Annotated in this window: 16 protein-coding genes and 1 pseudogene; 9 read left to right on the forward strand and 8 right to left on the reverse strand. The window is 41.0% G+C overall.

The genetic code is table 11. The features are described 5' to 3' along the window. Positions 1–5: 5 nt before the first annotated feature. Together ACFE93_RS09510 and ACFE93_RS09515 are read right to left on the reverse strand one after the other, a co-directional pair. Positions 6–2057 (reverse strand): ATP-binding protein, encoded by a 2052-nt coding sequence (locus tag ACFE93_RS09510; RefSeq protein WP_375473065.1) that lies wholly within the window; start codon positions 2055–2057, stop codon positions 6–8. Between the two features lie 383 nt (positions 2058–2440). Continuing rightward, a complete protein-coding gene (locus ACFE93_RS09515; protein WP_375473066.1) occupies positions 2441–4489 on the reverse strand; it encodes an elongation factor G in 2049 nt (682 codons plus the stop codon). A 267-nt stretch (positions 4490–4756) separates the two neighbouring features. Here ACFE93_RS09515 and ACFE93_RS09520 point away from each other — a divergent pair, with 267 nt between their 5' ends. The 3 genes from ACFE93_RS09520 to ACFE93_RS09530 all read left to right on the forward strand — a co-directional run bounded on the left by ACFE93_RS09520 (position 4757) and on the right by ACFE93_RS09530 (position 6786). After that, positions 4757–5680 (forward strand): tetratricopeptide repeat protein, encoded by a 924-nt coding sequence (locus ACFE93_RS09520; protein WP_375473067.1) that lies wholly within the window; start codon positions 4757–4759, stop codon positions 5678–5680. Between the two features lie 81 nt (positions 5681–5761). Next, positions 5762–6316, forward strand: a complete 555-nt coding sequence (locus ACFE93_RS09525; RefSeq protein WP_199784742.1) for a phosphate-starvation-inducible PsiE family protein — start codon at positions 5762–5764, stop codon at positions 6314–6316. A 224-nt stretch (positions 6317–6540) separates the two neighbouring features. Next, positions 6541–6786: a hypothetical protein gene (locus ACFE93_RS09530; RefSeq protein WP_190960961.1), complete on the forward strand. Its 246-nt coding sequence runs from the start codon at positions 6541–6543 to the stop codon at positions 6784–6786. Between the two features lie 138 nt (positions 6787–6924). Here the strand turns inward: ACFE93_RS09530 and ACFE93_RS09535 are convergent, their stop codons facing one another. The 3 genes from ACFE93_RS09535 to trpS form a co-directional block, all read right to left on the reverse strand. Continuing rightward, entirely contained in the window at positions 6925–7749 is an 825-nt protein-coding gene (locus ACFE93_RS09535; RefSeq protein WP_375473068.1) for an Rpn family recombination-promoting nuclease/putative transposase, read from the reverse strand. 126 nt (positions 7750–7875) lie between these two features. After that, the gene (locus tag ACFE93_RS09540) at positions 7876–8805 is read right to left on the reverse strand and encodes a methylenetetrahydrofolate reductase (protein ID WP_375473069.1); all 930 of its coding nucleotides are present in this window, start codon (positions 8803–8805) and stop codon (positions 7876–7878) included. Between the two features lie 58 nt (positions 8806–8863). Then, a complete protein-coding gene (trpS, locus tag ACFE93_RS09545; protein WP_375473070.1) occupies positions 8864–9874 on the reverse strand; it encodes a tryptophan--tRNA ligase in 1011 nt (336 codons plus the stop codon). A gap of 567 nt (positions 9875–10441) precedes the next feature. On the opposite strand from trpS, the gene ACFE93_RS09550 reads away from it, so the two are divergent. The 5 genes and pseudogenes from ACFE93_RS09550 to ACFE93_RS09570 all read left to right on the forward strand — a co-directional run bounded on the left by ACFE93_RS09550 (position 10442) and on the right by ACFE93_RS09570 (position 16320). Then, positions 10442–11434, forward strand: a complete 993-nt coding sequence (locus tag ACFE93_RS09550) for a helix-turn-helix transcriptional regulator (RefSeq protein WP_375473071.1) — start codon at positions 10442–10444, stop codon at positions 11432–11434. A 195-nt stretch (positions 11435–11629) separates the two neighbouring features. Next, a complete protein-coding gene (locus ACFE93_RS09555; protein ID WP_375473072.1) occupies positions 11630–14185 on the forward strand; it encodes a TonB-dependent siderophore receptor in 2556 nt (851 codons plus the stop codon). A gap of 54 nt (positions 14186–14239) precedes the next feature. Further along, positions 14240–15385, forward strand: a complete 1146-nt coding sequence (locus ACFE93_RS09560; protein ID WP_375473073.1) for a PepSY-associated TM helix domain-containing protein — start codon at positions 14240–14242, stop codon at positions 15383–15385. Positions 15386–15613: 228 nt separating this feature from the next. Continuing rightward, positions 15614–16171 (forward strand): annotated as a pseudogene (locus ACFE93_RS09565) (B12-binding domain-containing radical SAM protein); the annotation flags it as partial. Then, positions 16162–16320, forward strand: a complete 159-nt coding sequence (locus tag ACFE93_RS09570; RefSeq protein WP_375473074.1) for a hypothetical protein — start codon at positions 16162–16164, stop codon at positions 16318–16320. The pseudogene ACFE93_RS09565 and the gene ACFE93_RS09570, both read left to right, overlap by 10 nt. 71 nt (positions 16321–16391) lie before the next feature. Here ACFE93_RS09570 and ACFE93_RS09575 read toward each other — a convergent pair whose 3' ends face one another. Together ACFE93_RS09575 and ACFE93_RS09580 are read right to left on the reverse strand one after the other, a co-directional pair. Further along, positions 16392–17258: a calcium-binding protein gene (locus ACFE93_RS09575; protein ID WP_375473075.1), complete on the reverse strand. Its 867-nt coding sequence runs from the start codon at positions 17256–17258 to the stop codon at positions 16392–16394. Positions 17259–17424: 166 nt separating this feature from the next. Beyond that, positions 17425–18684, reverse strand: a complete 1260-nt coding sequence (locus ACFE93_RS09580) for a glycosyltransferase family 4 protein (protein ID WP_375473076.1) — start codon at positions 18682–18684, stop codon at positions 17425–17427. Between the two features lie 151 nt (positions 18685–18835). Between ACFE93_RS09580 and ACFE93_RS09585 the strand changes: the two genes are divergently transcribed. After that, a complete protein-coding gene (locus tag ACFE93_RS09585; protein WP_375473077.1) occupies positions 18836–19570 on the forward strand; it encodes a DUF429 domain-containing protein in 735 nt (244 codons plus the stop codon). Positions 19571–19668: 98 nt separating this feature from the next. On the opposite strand, the gene ACFE93_RS09590 is transcribed toward ACFE93_RS09585, so the two are convergent. After that, the gene (locus tag ACFE93_RS09590) at positions 19669–19905 is read right to left on the reverse strand and encodes a hypothetical protein (protein WP_375473078.1); all 237 of its coding nucleotides are present in this window, start codon (positions 19903–19905) and stop codon (positions 19669–19671) included. Positions 19906–20080: the final 175 nt, after the last annotated feature.

Here is a 20080-nt window from a genome sequence, read left to right on the forward strand (position 1 = left end):
AAAAGTTACTCTCTAATAAGTGTTAATTCTATAATAAATTCTGCTCCACCTAATTCACCCTTTGGAATTGCATCTACGGAGCCTCCCAGATCAGTTACAGAATCTCTCACAATTGTCAATCCTAAACCTGTACCACCTTCCCTAGTGGTTTTACCAGGTAGCCAAATTTCATCTATTTTGATATTATGAATTCCTGAACCATTATCTAAGACTTTAATTTTTAAATTACTTTCTTCAATTGCAGTTCTGATAATTAGTTTACGTTCTTCTATGCGTCCACCTTCAACGTTAAAAGCATTTATAGCATTTGTTAAAAGATTTGTAATAATTGCTTCTAACAAAGCATCGCTTCCATAAATGCAAGGTTTAGTATCAACTTTTTCTTTAATAACTTGAATTTCACCTTCATTAAAAAAAGTTTGAAAAAGTTCAACGATATCATCAATAATAGTATGGACATCTACAACACCTGCACGACGTTTTTCTCGTTTCAACAGATGCAGAGGAAAATTAGAAAAGCGTAGTAATGACTTACTTATTTGATAAAGCTTTGTAACTGGTTCTCCTAAATAGCGTTCATATTTTTCTCCCAGAATTTCTTTACCCTTTTTTTCTATTCTCTTAGCTATTTTTTCAATTGAAGTCACTGGTTTGCCAGATTCATGAGCAAAAACTGCTGCTGTTGTTCCGGCTGTAGCTAGACTACGATACAACTGAAGGTCTTCACGTAATACCTTGGTTTCACGTTCTGTTACAGTTTCGTATTGCTGAACAGCTTCTAAGACTTTAGGACGAGATTCTTGAGGAACTTCTGCTTCAATAACTTCTTCAATTCTGGCTTTAGCTTCTGTAATATCACGAGGAACTTGTTTCTTAACCCTTTGTCTTTGCGTTTCAGTGACTTTAAGCCTTTCTTTCGCCATCCATTCCAACACATCAATTGCAAAGCGTTTTAACTCTAAAAAAGCTTCATTTTCAATAAAACCAAGCCGATCAGTTTTCTGAAGTAACATATCTTCAGGGTCATTAACAATTACTCTACCAATAACTGTTTTTGTTGAAGGACGAAGCTCTGGATTTCTTGCTCGTGCATAATTTAAGTTCAACCAATCATCGTCGGAATCTCCATAGGGTTTTACCCGCAAACCTCGATGGTAAAGACGAACATTCCCTACTTGAGCAAGCCATTCTCTAACTTGTGTGACAGAAATAGAAGTCTTTCTAGCTGAAAAAGTTTGAGGATTTAGAAAGAATACCCATAAATCAAATTCTGTTGCAGGTGTTTTGTAAAGCTCTTGAGAAATATCACTCTGTTTTGCATGAAAAATTACGTTCTTCTGCCAGTCTAGCAATCTTGCTTCAGCAATTCCAAGTTGATTTATACTAGCTTGCAAATGATATTCGGCATCATCAAAGTAAGCATTGTTCACTTGTTTTTCAATTTCAGAAAATTCTGGAGCAATAAGTTTAAGGCGAAAACCTACATGATTGTCAAATGGATCTGCTAGCAGTAACAGTTCCCTAGCTAGTCTTTGGATATCACGTTTATTAAATATATTTTTAAGATTGCTAACTATAATGTCAGTCCCATACTGTTTATCTGTACTACTTTTTTGGACATCAAAAGGAACATCTTCTACTACATCAGCTTCCTCAAAATCATCCCAATTAATCGTTAGAGAATATTCAACTCCTGGTTCATCTTTAGGTCTAGTTTTCAAGAGGACTTGAGAACCCATCTGTAGAGCAGCTAACCTACCTAATCCTTTATTACCTACAGGTAAGCGACCTAATTGAGTAATTTCACGGATAGCTTTTTTCGAGCGGCCTAGCACCAGCCATCCCTCGCTAATGGCATCTTTATCCATACCAACACCGTTATCTGAAATAATAATCAAGCCACCTATGGCGCTAGTTTTGATAAGTTCTACTGTGCATTCAGTAGCATCAGCATCATAAGAGTTCTTAACCAATTCGATGATTCCTTGGTCTGGATTCGGAACGAGTTCTTCTCCCAGCCTTTGCAGAATTTTTGGTGAAAACTTAAAATGCATCATTATTTAGCTACAATATAATTTATACTTGATTAATTTAATTTGCTGTTATTTACCGATAAACTCTAGTCCTATCTAAGGCCAATAGTCAGCAAGGATAAAGAGTTGAGATAGTGGAGTGAGGCATAAAGACTATTTAGCCTTGATTATCTACCTAAATTTTAAATCTTCCGCTTTAGCCTAGCAAACAAAACCCTATCTTTGAGCGATCGCTAATATTCGCCTCGACGCAGGGAGTTTTTTGATAAATGATTAAGCGGACATGATATTAATCCCTGCTTTTCAAGCATAAGCGCTACAAAAGAAGAAAAATCTGTATAAAATCAAGGACACCCACAAGAGGTGTCCTTAAATATAAACTTAATGGATTTCCAACAAATCCCAAATTACTTGCCGTTGCCGTTACCACCATTGCCATTGCTGTGAATGACACGTTCAGCAAGCTTTTCTGGCACTTCCTGGAGATGGTCATATTCCCAGTGGAAGGAACCAACGCCAAGAGTGAGCGATCGCAGCTCTACAATAAAGTTTTGCATCTCTGCTTGTGGCAAGTACGCAGAGACATTATCCCAGCCTTGCCAATCGTTTCTACCCTCATAGCCTAAAATTTGCCCTCGTCTACCACTCAATAGTTGCAGCACTTTGGAGGTAAATTCGCTCGGTGTGGTAACATCTACCCGCAGAATTGGTTCTAATAGGGTAGGTTCCGCTTGGGGTATCCCCGTTTGCATTGCCAATCGGGCAGCTTGCTTAAAGGCTTGTTCGGAACTGTCAACGTTGTGATAGGAACCATTAGTCAGAGTTACCGCCACATCAACTATTGGGAAGCCCAAAGGCCCATGTGTCAAAAATTCCCGCACGCCCATTTCCACGCCAGGGATGTACTGTTTAGGAACCACGCCACCGACAATAGTTTCATTAAAGTTAAAACCTGTACCGCGTGGTAAAGGCTTGATTTCGAGAAAAACATCACCAAACTGTCCGTGACCACCGCTTTGATGTTTGTAGCGTCCATGAACTGAAGCCACCGTTTTACGGATGGTTTCTTTGTAAGGCACTTGCGGTAAGTGGGTTGTCATTGGCAAGTTATATTTGCGGCGCAGTCTGTCTAGGGTGACTTGCAAATGAATCTCGCCTTGACCCCAAAGAATTACTTCATGGGTGTCGCCGTGTTGTTCCCAAGCAAGTGAGCAGTCTTCTTCTAATAACTTGGTAATAGCACTGCTGAGTTTAACTTCATCGTTGCGCTTTTCTGGTGTAATGGCGAGGGCATACACAGGTTCCAACTGTACAGCTTTGGGTAATTCCATCGCCAATTGCTGTTCTGTAGAGATTGTATCTCCTGTCTTAATGCCTTCTAAACGGCTCAATGCGACAATTTCACCAGCAGCAACTTCATTAACGAACTGCTGTTGTTGTCCCATGAGGCGGTAAATTCCACCAGTGCGAATGCCATTGAGGACAATGCCATCAGTTAATTTGCCCCGCCAAACACGCACCAGAGAGAGTTTACCACCTTGGGGAGTGTAGAAAGTTTTTAATACCTGCGCTAGAGGTTTATCACCTTTGATGTTTTTTAAACGACGTTCTGCTGTGGTTTCTGGTTCGGGGGCTTCTCGTAACAAGGCTTCTAATAGAGGTCTAACACCATAATCTTGTTCTGCCACACCAAAGAAAACGGGCACTACCAAATCTGCCCCTAATTCCATTTTTAAATCTTTAAGGATTTCTTCTTGGGATGGTTCGATGTCTTCTAAAAGTTCTTCGAGTAAATGATCGTCAAAATTTGCTAAGGCTTCGAGCATTTCTGCCCGTGCTGTATGTTCTTCTTCTTTTAAACTTTCGGGGAAGGGAATGGGGTCAGCAGGTGCGCCTGGATGATATTGATATGCCTGTTCGCTCACCATATCAATAAAGCCAGTGAGTTGTTCCCCGTTCATGATCGGATATTGATGCGCTACCAAAGGACCGCTAGATACTGCTTTCAGGGCGTGTAACGTTTCTAGGACGTGAATATTTGCCCGATCCATTTTGTTGACGAAGACGAGGTGGGGAATTTCCCAATCGTCCAGGAATTTAAATAAAGGGGCGAGGGTGAGGACGCGATCGCGGATGGGTTCGCAAACTACAATTGCTGCATCGACTCCGATTAAAGCATTGTACGTTTCTTGGGCAAATTCTATACTTCCCGGACAGTCAATAAAAGTGAAGCGAATGCCGTTATACTCAGTGCTAGCGGCGCTGACTTCTACACTCATCTGGCGATCGCGCGACTCGGCAGCACTATCTCCGACTGTATTGCTGTCCTTAACATTGCCTTTGCGGGAAATTGCCCCTGTGACAAATAACAAGCTTTCTAGTAAAGTGGTTTTTCCACTTAAATAAGGCCCAACAATTGCAACGTTCCGCGAACCCGATTTTACTTTTTCGTTCATAAAAACCTCCCTTGCGGTAATTCATTCATAACCGCATGATTCTGTATATATCAAGGGATAAAAAAATGGTTCTCTGGAGTCAAAATTACCCCTTCTTTAATTCGTTATTATCCTCCCTTTAATCCCAAGTTAAAAAAATTGTAGCCTGTCGTAAGATTTAGCTTAAGAAAAGTTAAATATCACAAATTTTTATCCCGAATCAAAAACTTTTGTAAAAAACTTTTTATGAAGTAAATTTAACTGAAAGTGTTGCGAGTCAGAAAATCAATGAGATTATCATTCTTTAAATATGGCATAGCAGGGTTAGTAGGTTTGACTTTGCTGGTTATGAGTATTTCCTCTCCCTGTCTTGCTCTATCTCCTTCTGTCGCCTCCAAGTTGGCACAATCTAATCCTAAAACTGCCGTAGACTGGTTAAACCAAGGCTTACAAGCAATTCAGGCGGGAAAGGTACAAAATGCGATCGCCGCATTTAAACAAGCAGCTAAATTAGATCCGACATTAGCACCAGCACACTATAATCTAGGGCTAGCACTCCGACAAACCGGACAATTACAACCCTCTGCGGATGCATTTTATCGAGCAACGCAAGCCGATCCGAAATTTGCTCCAGCTTTTGCTAATTTAGGCGGAGCATTATTAGAAGGCAATAATTTCAAGTTAGCTAACGATTATTTACAACGCGCTTTAGAACTCGATCCCAAACTCGGATTTGCCCACTATAACTTGGGATTAGTGCGAGAACAGCAACGAAATTGCGAACAAGCGATCGCCTCTTTTAAAAAAGCCGTAGAATATAGCAAAAATGCACCGGAACCTCCTTACCATATAGGGATGTGTTATCTCCAACAAGGTAAACTTGAGCAAGCAAGAAGTGCATTTTATCAGGCATTAAAAATTAATCCCAAGTATCCAGAAGCTTACTATAATCTCGGCTCAATTTTTTTTCAACAAACTAAATTACAAGAAGCATTAGAAGCTTTTAGAAAATCAGCCGAAGCTAACTCTAACTATCCCAACGCTTATTATGGTGCTGGATTAGTTTTTATTCAGTTACAGCAATATGGCGATGCAGTACAAGTATTGCAATTTGCTAGAGATTTATACAACGCTCAAAAAAATCCCCAGTGGGCGAAAAACGCCGAGCAATTGTTGCAACAAGCACAAAATTTAAATTACCAACCTCGCTGAGGCAGAAAAACTTAATATTGCATAACATAAAACTATTGGGTTGACTCGCTGGTGTTGTCTGAACTTGTCCCGATTGGAAAAATGTACATGCAAAAGCGCCAGAAAAGTCGATTTTTATTTAGCGATCGCTGGCTCGATCGGCACTCAATTGTTCGCAATATGGAAGCCTTTCAAGACTTAATTGTGATTGTTTTGTGTTTGGGGTTGTTCGCCGTCATGCTGATCCAATTGTGGGGGATAGCTATCGCCCTCACGCAGCCACTAGACTATAAACATGTGACTGCAAAAATACTATTTGTGTTGATTTTAGTCGAGTTATTTCGACTATTAATGGTCTATTTGCAAGAACATAGTATCTCTGTAGGAGTGGCAGTTGAGGTAACAATAGTATCTCTACTGCGAGAGGTAGTAGTTCACGGAGCGCTGGAAATTTATTGGGTTAATACGCTTGCAATTTGTGGTTTGTTGTTTGTTCTGGGTGGACTACTCGTGGTATGTGCTAAAACGCCACACATGGATTGTATGAGCGCTAACACTAAGTTTTGTCCGATTGTCTATAGAGGAGATAGAGAACGGCAAAACGAGTTGGAATTACAGTATTCACGTCAATGTGATGAGAATCAACCGCTTGGATAAATTGTTATGAAAATGGGGAGTGGGAGAGACGCGATTAATCACGTCTCTACTGGGGAGTGGGGAAATACTTTTTCCCCACTCCCCACTCTTCTGTATGAGGCTGTATCAGGAAATTATTTTTGCAAGGTACTTCCGACGTATTGAAATATACTCTTTTTGGAAGATGAATCGCTCTTTAAGGGTGAGTATAACGTTAATTAGAAATCCTAAAAGAGGTTCAAGCAATGGCTACAAATACAGGTAACGGACAATCTCAAACAGCGATTAGCGACTTGGAATATGATTTTGTCACCGTTTTGCACAACAAGGCTGAAGCTGTTAAAGCTTACGATACCTACATCAAAGATGCAGAACAAGTAGGTTCTCAACCTTGTGTAGAGTTGTTCCAAAAATTGCGGCAATCTGATATTGAACACGCACAAGAGATTCGCCAACACCTACAACAAGTGTTGCAACACGGGAAGATGTAACCCAGGTTTTAAGTTTGTAGGCGTAAGCCCGTCGTAGACATCGCTTCTGGTTTAGCTAAAACAAAAAGAGGCGATGTTTACGACAGGCTATCCGGTGTCGCACTTGCTGATTAAATTAGACGTAAGCACCACCCACTATCAGATAGACTGATTCTGGGCTGCTTGTTGTACTTGCGCCACAGTTAAGTCGAGAGCCACCGCCACTTGCTCTACACTCAATCCCAATGCCAACAATCGGGGAATAGCTTCTAACTTAGCTTCCTGGCGACCTTCCTGGCGACCTTCCTGGCGACCTTCTTCTAACCCGTCTGACTTAATTGATTGATACATCCGTGTTTTTTTGAATTCGTCGTCTATACCCAACATTTCTGCTAACTCCTCTCGGCTTAACCGGGTAAATTTGTACAACAGAATAGTCTTTATCAATTCTACAATTTGCTTAGTGGTAGATTCATCTGCCAGTTGTTGCCTTGCTTGTAAAATCAATTCTTTACCTTTGTCAACGGCTGTCTCTTCTTTTTCGATAATTAATTTAACGATCGCAACTTGAAGTGAGTTTTCTATCGAATCTAATTCATCTAGATAAATGCGTTGCACTTGTGAACTGTCTAGCAGCAACTGATATGGTAGCCGATCGTTTGGATCTAAACTTCGTTGCGGATAGATGACAACAGCACGCCAAAAATTGACTGATTCATTTTGTCGCAAGTAAAGGAAGATTTCGGCAAAGAAGCGTCTATAAAAATTTGAGTCTAATTGAAACTGAACTTCAACAAAGTAAAGTGGTTGGTTTGTCGTTTCACTTGTGGGGATGAATACCCCATCAATCCTAAAAGCAGTTTCTTTTAGCTCGACTGAAACAAATTGATATGCGTTGATATTGGCAGTCGTGTCGCCGATTATGGCAAAAAATATGCTAGGAAAAGCTTGAAATAAGCTATAAAATATTTTGTCAGTTTGCACCTAGATTTAGTCAAGCGAACATTGAATATTGAAAGTCTATCAAAAATAGTGTAAATGCGTCTGTTTCATCATAAAAAAAGCAGATAGGAATAACCATCTGCTTTCATAAAATATTCATTATCTTCTTTATTTGGATACCAGCTGATTAACTGGAGCAATCCCAGCCAAATCTAAAATTTGCACGATCGCATCTTCACGCTTCACCGCCATCATGTGGACACCTTGACATAATTGCCGCGCTATCTGGACTTGCTCGGCAGCAATTTTTATCCCTTCCTCAAAAGGGTCTTTGGCTTTTGCCAATCTATCAATAATATGTTGGGGAATATCTACACCCGGAACACATCTATTAATAAACTGGGCATTTTTTGCTGATTTCAACAGAAATATTCCTGCCAAAATTGGTTTTTTATAACCAGCAGCAATGGTATCCATAAACTTTTCTAGCCGCTCAAAATCGGTAATCAACTGACTTTGAAAAAACTGCGCTCCAGCTTCGATTTTGCGTTCAAATCGACTTTGCAAACCTGACCAACTTTTACATTGCGGATCTACTGCTGCACCAACAAATAAATCTAAGGCTCCATCAGTCAAGGGTTTCTCGTTGCAATCAACGCCTTGATTCATCTTCCGAATCAGTTGCAGCAGTCGCACAGCTTCCAAGTCAAACACTGCTTTGGCATCTGCATGATCGCCTGCTTTTACTGGGTCGCCAGTCAAAGCTAAAATGTTATTTATGCCTAAAGCATGAGCGCCCATCAAGTCAGCTTGTAAACCGATACGGTTGCGATCGCGGCAAGCAATTTGACAAATTGGCTCTATACCATTTTGTGACAAAATCACCGACGCGATTAACGAAGACATCCGTAACACGGCGCGGCTACCATCAGTAACATTGACGGCATGAACTCTCCCCTTAAGAGTCGCCGCCATTTGAATCATGTGCGCTGGATCTCCCCCTTTCGGCGGTGCTACCTCGGCGGTAACTAGAAATTCTCCTGCTTGTACAGCTCTACGAAAGTCATTAAAGGCTGTGGGGCTGTGGGTGTGATGCATAAACATTAAGGTTTCAATTTCTTAAATGGTATAACAAATCACACCTAAAGGTGAAAACTTATAGAGGAAGAGAGTAGCCTAAAGCCGTTTTGACTTGTGATAAAGTTTGATTTGCGATCGCTCTAGCTTTTTCTCCTCCATCCCGTAACACAGACTCCAAATAGCCTTTATCGCTTGTTACTGCCTGATATTTTTCTTGAATTGGTTTCAGGGAGTCAATAATTGTGTCTGTCAATAATGGCTTAAATTGTCCCCAACCCATATCCTGACACTCAACTGCGACATCTTCCTTTTTCTTTCCAGAAAGCAATTTATACAATGTTAACAAATTATTACATTCTGGACGCGCTGGGTCGTCAAAAGTCAGCCCACGAATCGGATCGGTTTTACAACGCTTAATCTTGTATTGAATCTGTTCCGGTGAATCTAGCAAACTTATCCGGCTTAACTCAGAAGGATCGGACTTCGACATTTTGCGTGTACCGTCCGCCAAACTCATCACCCTTGCGCCTTCCTTGCGAATCAAAGGGTCTGGTAACTTCAAAACTGGCTGTTCTGGTTTACCAAATTGGTGATTTAACCGAGCTGCAATATCCCGTGTCAATTCTAAGTGTTGTTTTTGGTCTTCACCCACTGGCACTTTATCCGCTTGGTAAAGCAAAATATCAGATGCCATCAGCACAGGGTAATCCAACAAGCCCGCACTCACATTTTCTCCCTGTTTGACAGCCTTTTCCTTAAACTGGATCATATCTTGCAGCCAGTTTAAAGGTGTAATACAGTTGAGCAACCAAGTGAGTTCGCTGTGGGCTGAAACGTGAGATTGTACAAAGATAGTAGAGTGATTTAAATCAAGACCACAAGCTAAATAAAGAGCAGCAAGAGTGTAGGTATCAGCTGCTAGCTGTTTTGGGTCGTGTGGCACTGTAATCGCGTGCAAATCAGCCACAAAAAGGTAATTTTCGTATTCGCTCTGACCTTCTACCCAGTTGCGAATTGCTCCCAAGTAGTTACCTAGATGGTAATTCCCGGTTGGTTGCACTCCAGAAAGAACACGTTGCTTGCCCATAAATTCCAACTTAGTTATCTCAAATCTGCGCTAATCAAATGGCGTTTGGTGAGAAGAAAGCTTCTCTTCTCTATAAAAGTTGCATCAACCCAAACGCGCCTAGTGCAAAACTCATTTAATTTTGACATTTTCCCGGTCAATTTGCGGTTGCAGAATTACAGATTTAGTAATGACAGCGGATTTGATTTGAATTTTAGTAGATCGCAAAGTTTTTTCCTGAAACGCGTCCTGCCCACCTCAAAGGGGCGATGGCTGTGGCAGGTCTTGCTTACGCATTCAGGAATCTGTATTGCTAGATGCGATTAACTACTTAGTACTAGGGTAAATTTTTAGCCCCGAACATATTTTTTTGCACTCTTACCCACTACACAATCCCATTACCTCACTACATAATATTTTCAGTTGCGTAGACGCTCTTAGCGGTGAGGGAGTCGCAGTCTTGGCGGTTCCCGTCGATTGCGAACTCCCGAACCCATTGGCGCAGCCTCTCGTAGAGAAGGGCTTGTCCTAGACATCGCTTCGCCTATTAATAGATACTATTCTCAACAAGCAGTTGAGAGTATTATCATGACTATTCGTTTGACCGAGACAAACTTTAATGAATTATGTGACGATGTGCAGCTTAATCACGATCAGGGAAAAGTAAAATTTTCTACCTGGTTTGGTCAAGGCAGCAGTCACTGGACTATGCTGCGCCATAGCCTTGAGCTAGTAGTTCAAGAAAGCAATTTTTCTGAAACAGTAATTGTTGAGGGCGAACACGATGATTTGCCTTTTCTCACATCTAAATTTTTGCTGTCTGGTGGGATGAGAACCACTACGCCAAACGTAGCTGGAGTCAGCGACGATTATGAAGAAGTTGCAGGCTATAACTATTTATTTTACTTGCCTGATATTCGGGAGTTTGAGCATTTTACTGCCAACCAACACAAGCAGTGTATCAGTATTTACTGGTATCCTGATTTACTTTCTAGTTTCCAGGGTTGCTTTAAGGAATTACCAACTCTGCTGGTGCAGTTGATCGAAAATCCGACAAAGGAGCGTTTCCATCAGCCATTAGGAGCCATCACGCCTGCAATGCAGTTAGTACTTAGGCAAATATTGCAGTGTCCGTTCCGAGAAACACTTAGACAAATGTATTTAGAAGCAAAAGTTTTGGAACTACTGACGCTTCAGATTGCTCAGTGGGGGGAAAATAATCTTTTATTGGAGCGATCGCTATATTTTCGTCCCGATGAAATTGAACGTTTACATCATGCGAAAGCGATTCTCAATCAAAGGCTTCAGCATCCACCTTCTCTACTAAATCTAGCCAGACAAATCGGACTCAATGACTTTAAGCTCAAGCGAGGATTTCGAGAAATTTTTGGCACTACGGTGTGTGGATATGTGCAATCCTTACGGTTAGAACAAGCACAACAGTTATTGCTCGGCACTAATTTAACGATTGCAGAAATTGCTGCTCAAGTTGGGTATGAAAGCACAAGTCATTTTGGCTATCTGTTTAAACGGCAATTTGGCATGACTCCTAGAGATTATCGCCACCACAAAAGCTTATAGCAAAAGGTAGATCCCGATTCCGATAAAAAAAATCCGGTTTCAGATATATGCGCTCGCCCAATTTTTCGTATTCTCCTGAATAGAGTTAATTAAGAGTAACTTGCAAGTAGCAAGCTCTGCTTCTATAAATCCGGTTGGGTGTGTGGGATTATGAAACTGTCGCGATCGTTTTTTATTTCCTGTTTTCTGGTTGCTGTGGTTATAAAACCTGGGCAAGCAAAAGAAGTAACTAAAATTTCTCCTATCCAAGAGCCAAATCACTTTGCCAAAACAGTAAAAGAATGGCTGGCTCAGATAGAACAACAAACGCCACAACTAGAAATTGTGCAAGTGACTGGAGTCAAAGCAAATCCCACCAATAAAGGTGTGGAGGTAATTTTACAAACCTCGAAAGGACAACAGTTGCAATTAGTAAATCGCAGTACTGGTAGCAATTTCATCACTGATATTCCTAATGCTCAATTGCGCCTACCATCGGGCGAAGCATTCACATTCCGCTCAGAAAAGCCAATAGCGGGTGTTACACAGATAACAGTGACTAATTTTGATGCCAATACTATCCGGGTGAGTGCGATCGGTGAGGTAGGTATACCAACTGTCGAGTTATTTGACAGTCCAGATGAGGGTTTAATTTTTAGTGTGGCAACTGCTGCATCCACAGCACAACAACCTCAAACCCAACCAACTCCCGAACAACAGCCGCCTGAAAGTCAAACACAGCCAGAACCATCAACACAAGGTGATGAACCGATTGAACTAGTGGTGACGGGTGAGCAAGATGGATATCGCGTAACAGATAGCACAACTGCGACAAGAACTGATACTCCTCAACGTGATATTCCCCAGTCAATTCAAGTCATTCCTCAACAAGTCATTAAGGATCAGCAAATTACCCGGATTGGCGATGCAACACGCAATGTTAGTGGCGTGACTCAACAAGGGGGCTATGGTGGGTCTACAGATAATTACAATATTCGGGGATTTACAACCTATGAGAACTTGAGAAACGGTTTTGCTGTTCAAGACGACCTTGTGAATCCGACTAACATTGAGCGGATTGAAGTTCTCAAGGGCCCAGCTTCAGTGCTATATGGACAGTTTGAGCCGGGAGGTGTGGTGAATTACATTACCAAACAACCGCTCAGTGAGCCTTACTACTTTGCTGAATTTACAGCCGGAAATTTTAGCACTTATCGTCCCTCCATTGATATTTCTGGGCCGCTGAACTCAGACAAAACATTGCTGTACCGTCTGAATGCTGCATACGAGAACTTTGGTAGTTTTCTCGATTTTAATCATCAGGAAACATTCGCGATCGCACCAGCATTAACCTACAAAATTGGTGATGCGACGACATTGACACTGGAGTATGAATACCTCAAAGTCGATCGCACCTTTTATCGTGGTCTTTCACCCGATCCAATCGTTTTTCAAGCTCCTGTCAATCGTTTCCTGGGAGAGCCAGACGATTATTTCTCCAAAGAGACAAACTCTGTATTTATTAACGTCAATCATCGCTTTAGTAAAAACATCCAGTTCCGCAGTGGCTTTTCCGTTACGGTTAATAATTCTGAAGAATCAGCGTTTCAACCGGATAACATTGTAGATGGTCGTACCGTATTGCGAAGATTTGGTGCGGGCCCGAGTTATTACCAAAACTACTCTCTGCAAAACGATTTAATCAGTAATTTCAATACTGGTTCCATCCAACATCAAGTTCTTGTGGGGTTGGAGTGGCATAAATATATCCGTGGCTATGATTATTTGCGAAGTACTGTTTCACTGACTCCCAGTATTGATTTATTCAATCCTGTCTATGGCGCTTCCCGACCAGCAGAGTTTGATGAGGCAGCGGAACGCGATCGTTTTGACCGCAATACGATCGCTCTTTATCTGCAAGATCAAGTGACATTGCTGCCAAATCTGAAGCTATTAGTAGGCGGTAGGTATGACTTTGTTCACCGCAAAAATCGCGTGCAACCACTGGATTCTTTAGGTAGAAACCCGATTGATGATGCTACAGTCGATCGAATCTATGATGATGCTTTTTCACCTCGCGTTGGCATTGTTTATCAGCCGATTGAACCGATTTCAATTTACGCCAGCTACACCCGCTCGTTTAATCCCAGCGAGTCGCAGACAATAGATAGAACTCAACTGCCACCAGAACGCGCTACTCAGTATGAAGTGGGAGTCAAAGCCGAACTGATTAAAGACAGGCTATCGGCAACCTTTGCCGCCTATGATATCACCAAGAAAAATGTCGCTACAACCGATCCCAGTAATTCTGACTATTCCATCCCTATAGGAGAGGTGAAAAGTCGCGGTTTGGAATTTGACCTTTCTGGGCAGATTTTACCAGGCTGGAATATAATTGCATCCTACTTCGTCAACGATGCATTTGTAAGTGTAGGTGACGAAAATAACCCTGTAGGTGACTCTCTTATAAATGCTCCCGGTGCTGGGGGTAGTCTGTGGACGACTTATGAAATTCAAAGCGGTAATTGGAAAGGATTAGGCTTTGGTGGAGGACTATTTTATACTGGCGATCGCGAAGCTGAACTCCCCAACACATTTAAAATCCCCTCCTATGTGCGTGCTGATGCCACCATTTTTTACAAACGCGATAACTGGAGGGTTGGGCTGAACTTTAAGAATCTTTTTGACACTCGTTATTACGATTCTCAAGGCTACTATCTGCTTCCTGGTGCGCCTTTAACTGTGCTGGGGACGTTTTCTGTGCAGTTTTGATTCCTGCAATTTGTTAACTCATTAAGTCTTGTATGGTATCACGGAGCTTCTACCATGAACTCTAAAAAAATACGCGATTTAGCATTTACTCTGCACCGCTACCTTGGTTTAACAGTAGGACTGGTAATGGTTATTGTTGGCTTGACAGGTAGCTTGTTGGTGTTCGAGCAAGATTTTGACCACTTTATGATCGCTCAACAGTATGGACAGATTACTCCCCAACAGGTGCAGGTATCTCCAGAGTCTGTGGTGAATAGAATTGAGGCGAAGTATCCTGCGCAAGGTGATTTCCATCTTTTTCGGATTTATTTGCCAGATACTCCTTCTTCTCCCTACGTGGGGCAGTTGTCATCAACTGATGTGGAAAGGACAGAGGTTTTTATCAACCCTTATACAGGCAAAATTATTGGTGAACGGATATCGGATAAAACTTTAATCGGTGTCATGCTTAATCTGCACTACAGCCTAATGGCAGGTCAAACCGGAACTATGTTTGTTGGCATTATTGCCTTTCTAATGTGTATCCTTACTATTACAGGTTTAGTTCTTTGGCCAGGTTGGCATAAGCTAATTGCAGGCTTCAAAATCAAACTTGATGCTCATCCTAAACGTGCGAACTTTGATATTCACAAAGTAGCTGGCATTATTACTGTGGTTTTTTTATTCTTTACTGGGTTCACTGGTTTCTGCTGGAACTTCTCTGATTTAACTGAGCCGATTATTTACGCTGTTACATTCACTTCAAAACCATCCAAGCCAGTATCCAAGCCTATTCCTGGTAAATCAACCTTAAATCTAACCCAACAACTAAAAATTGCCGATGCTGCCTTACCTGGTGCTGTTACCAAAAGCATTTACTTCCCTGATAAACCAGAAGATGCTTTACAAATTCGCATGAAGTTACCGCAGGAAAATATAGAGTATGGTAATAGTAATGTTTATCTCGATCAATACAGTGGTAAGGTTTTGCGTGTTGATAACGGTTTGAAGTTATCACTGGGCGATCGCCTCCTCAACTCCTTTGTTCCTCTCCACTATGGTACCTTTTGGGGGCTTCCATCCCGCATCTTTTATGTATTTGTTGGGCTGGCACCGTTAATTTTATTTATCACTGGCTTTGTGATGTGGCGGTATCGTTATCAAGCTAAAACTAGGAAAAGTGATCGCTCATTAGAACTGTCACATTCACGCCGCAATTAGCTAACAACTGAGATTGCCCTTGTTAAGTACTCTAGGCGATCGCCGAATAAAATTATTACACTCAGGTTGAATAAACCGCAAGAGGTCGTAAATAAAACTTTTTTTGCTTATCTGAGCGGTTTATGTACCTTTTGTTTACACAATTAGACAAAATTTAAGTTTTTGTTAGAGAAAGTAGCAGTCACCTGGGAATTGTGAGTTAATTTTTCTACTCTGGGGAGTCTGCTGATGAAAGCTTTACTACTCTGGCCAATAATGCCCAATTCTTTCTGGTCTTACCAGGAAACCCTCGATTTGGCAGGTTTACGCTCTACAAATCCGCCATTGGGTTTAATTACAGTAGCAGCAATGCTACCAAGTGATTGGGAAATTAGACTAGTCGATCGCAATGTCCGTCTAGAGACAGATGAAGACTGGAATTGGTGCGATCTAGTAATCATCTCTGCAATGATTATCCAGAAAAAAGATTTGTGTGAGTTAATTCACAAAGGGGTAGCGTTATGTAAAAAAGTTGTATTTGGCGGGCCTTTCGCTACCTCAGTACCAGAATTTGCCTTAGAAGCAGGAGCTAATTATTTAATTTTGGATGAAGGGGAATGCACTATCCCCTTATTTTTAGAAGCATTGGCGCAGGGAGAAACAAAAGGAATTTTCCGCGCTATAGAAAAACCCGATGTTACTCAAACACCTATACCCCGTTTCGACTTGCTAGACTTAGATGCTTATCTAGCAATCACCGTGCAATTTTCGCGGGGCTGTCCGTTCAAGTGTGAATTTTGTATGATTACCTCGTAGCATTGGGCTTTGGTGAACACTTCTTCACTTTCCGTCATGAAGTGAAAGTGCAACTAGAGACACAACTAGAAGCATTGAAACAACAGCAGCAAACACAAGAAGCAGAAAAAGTAAATTATCAATTGTCACCTGTTAGTTAATTTTGGATAGTAGAGACGTAACTAATTCTGTCTCTACTCCAAACTCATTCAGGCAAACTCTTAAATTTGATTTACCTTTGAGCCAAACCCACCTGTCCGCCAATTAGCCTTAAAAATCCAGTTCCAAAATGCTGAATCTCCAAAAAGCTTGCTTGCTCTGGCGAGATTTTGTAAATTTTGAATGTCTTCATAATTCCTAATGTGGCAGCACTTTCTAAAGGCCCAACAAAACTAATATCTCGGTCAAGAAAATAGGTTTGATTAGCCCAGTGAGTCATTTGATTTGCATTTAAAAAGTAGCAGCCTGCGTGAGGATTGAGAGCGCGACGAAAGGTAATTGGTACATTCATAATTGTACCCTTGAGTTCCTGTTGATCCTGCACATTTTGAAAGGGAGCAGTTACTCGTAAAGCCAAATCCCCATCAATATAAGCTTTGTGAACCAAACCATTGGCAGAGACTTCATAACGATTTGGTTGGAGCAAATTTAAATCACCTGCTTGTTGGGTAAACCATTGTAATTTTATAAAAAACCAAGAGTCATGAATAATTAAGTCATCTTCAAGAAAGCAGTAATAATCATAGTGACCGAGACAACTTTGCAGAACAGCTTGGCACTCAAACCCCAAAAGTAGAGGTTCTGCATTACTAGAATGATGTCTATATAAATGGGATGGTAAGGGAAGCTGGTTTAGAAGATGATTATCTTTAGTTGTACAAATAACAATATCTAGTTCGTGAGACTGCGGCTGATTAGCAGGAAAAGCTAGTCGTTGAGCAATGTTGATAATACTTTGAGATTTGCCAAATAATTGGTGTAAAGAGGTAATACTTTTAGTTAATGCCTCCAAGCGGGGTTGCGGGTCTTTGCGTTGGGATGCATGACGACCTTCATTACTAGGTTTGAAAAAATGAGCAATAATAAAAATAATTCGCATTTTAAATATCGGTTTTGTATTTATTTGTCATTTGTCATTTGTTCTTGAACAATAACTAATGATTAATATACTTCTTGCAAAATTTTTTTTTCAGGCTTTTATTTGCACCTTTGCTTGAAGCAAAAAATATTTATGCATGAGGCTAATGACCAATGACGAATATTATCTAATTTCTGCCAAATCCTTTAGAATTTGGACGCTTTTTCAAACTATTAGAATTTTTCCCAGCAAACATCCATTGCAAATGCTGTGGTAATAGTTTTGCCAAATCATAGCGCTTCAAAATAGTCTCTCGCGCATTCGCACGAATTGCTTTCATCTCTTGAGGATTATTCAGCGCCTCTTCAATCCTATTAGCAATATTCTGGGGAGAAAAGAAATCTACTAGCAGTCCATTCACCCCATCCTGTACGACCTCCAAGACTGGCGAAGTCTTAGAAGCTATTAGTAAACATCCTGCTGCCATTACTTCTAACATTGACCAGGATAATACAAAAGGACGGGTTAAATAAACATGGGCAGAAGAAGCTTGTAAAACCTGAAGGTACTCATTGTAAGGAAGCCTATCTGTAAAGTGCAGCCTCGATAAATCCAAAGATAATTTTTCTAGCATTAATTGTTTATAAGTCTGACCATCGGGAAGATTTTTACCATAAGCAACCCGATCTTCTCCCACGACTACTACATGGCACTTAGGTCGTCGTTCCTGAAGTAGCGCTACCGTTTCCATAAACTGCGGAAAACCTCTATAAGGTTCCATTCCTCGTCCTACATAAGTTACCAACTCTTCCACATGGGAAAGATCCAGATTGATTCTTGGTAAAACTAACTTTGCGCCTAATTTGGGAACAAAATAATTGGTATCAACACCATCATGAATTACAGTGAGTTTGCTATGATATTCTTTGGGAAACTGCTGACGCTGCCAATTAGTGGGAGAAAGACCGCGATCGCAGCTATATAAATCAGTTAAAATCGGTGCATTTTTCACGCGGATACGGCATTCATCATCAGCGTTCAGTGGATCGTTGGGATCGAAATCTGCATCGGAACCGTGAGCATGGTAAAACCACTCGAAATAACACAATAATTCTGCTTTGGGAAAAACATCTTTCATAAATAAAGTTGGCCCCCAACCAGAATGACCATAAACTATATTTGGAACGAAACCCTCAGCCTTTAATTTTTCTGCCATGCGATAGACAGCCTGTGCTGTGAGAACAGCATTTTCCAGGTTGCGAACGTAGTGGTGAGTTTGGGGAGCCGCTTGACGAGAAGGAGTATAAATAGCTTTATAAACACCAGGTATTTCCCCTTCCTGACGATTTGTCCCAAAGACGACTTGACAATTAGGATCTTTACCTAAAACTATCGCTAGGTTACGAAATTGTGAGGGAAAATTGGGATGTAAAAATAAAATTTTCATTGGAATAATCTTGATTAACTTATTGCCAGATAAGATAAATTAAGACAAGCTGCTTAAGATTATAAGATTATTTATCACGATTTTTAGCAAGTAAATTTAGGTAAATGGTTGCCTGAAAATGCAAAAATAATCGCAAATTCGTGTTATAACCATGAAATTTATTGGCATTGATTTAGGCTGGCGATCGCAACCAAGTGGATTGTGCTGTTTAGAATGGATAGATGGACAACTACAATTACTCGATCTAGACCGCAAAGATGCTATTGCAGACATCCTCACCTGGATCGATCGCAGCGTACAACCAGATGAACCAGCCATCATCGCCGTAGATGCACCTACCCTTATACCTAATGCTACCGGGAGTCGCCTCCCCGATAAACTCAGCCACAAATACTTTGGTAAATATCATGCGGGATGCTACCCAGCGAATCAAAACCTACCCTTTGCCGATCGCACCATCAACTTTGGCTTAGAATTAGAATTACGCGGTTTTGCACACGCACCCATCATAGAACCGCAAAAACTCAGCAGATATCAAATAGAAGTCTTTCCCCACCCAGCAATTGTTAATCTATTCAACTTAAAACGCATCCTCAAATATAAAAAAGGACGCCTAAATGAGCGCCGCCTAGAACTAATTAAACTCTACAATTACGTTATTGATTTTTTGCCGACCCTTGAACCTCCTCTGCGTCCTTTGCGCCTTGGCGGTTCGTTCTTTTCCGAAATTCCCCACACAGGTACAGCTCTTAAAGCAACTGAAGATAAACTAGATAGCTTAATTTGCGCTTATGTTGCTGCTTATTGGTGGTATTGGGGAAAAGAACGTAATTTGGTATTAGGCGATCGCACCACCGGCTACATTGTCATTCCTCAAAGAATTTGAGTAAAGGCTTCGCGTATACTGCTTTAGAGTCCTTGTTGATGCTAAAAACAGCATTCCGCAAACCGTATCGCTTGGTAATGGCAAAGCGCTAATCAGGATTAAAACACCACAAAATTGTTGTTGGTTAGTGACAATCCAGCAGATAGTTGTGCAAATTGTACCTGAGTAAACCCAGATGCACTACCATCTTGGTCAAAAAATAATGCACCTGTAGCGCTGTTGTAAATAAATCGCTCTTCACTAGTGGTTGCAGATGTTCCAATTGTAAACTGACTTGCTGAAAGCGAACCTATTAATAAGCGATTTCCAAACCCATAAACCGATAGCTGAATCAATTCATCAGTAGCGTTGAAGTCATAAATAGTATTAACACCTTTGGTGTAATTATAGATAGTAAAAGTATCAGTACCGTTACCACCTATTAGGGTGTCATTGCCACCAAAGTAGCCCCCACAGACCCGGATTTCTCACAAGCAGTAAAAAATCAATTTACATAACTTGATGTGAGAC

This window comes from uncultured Nostoc sp., from assembly GCF_964247315.1.
Lineage (GTDB): Bacteria > Cyanobacteriota > Cyanobacteriia > Cyanobacteriales > Nostocaceae > Nostoc.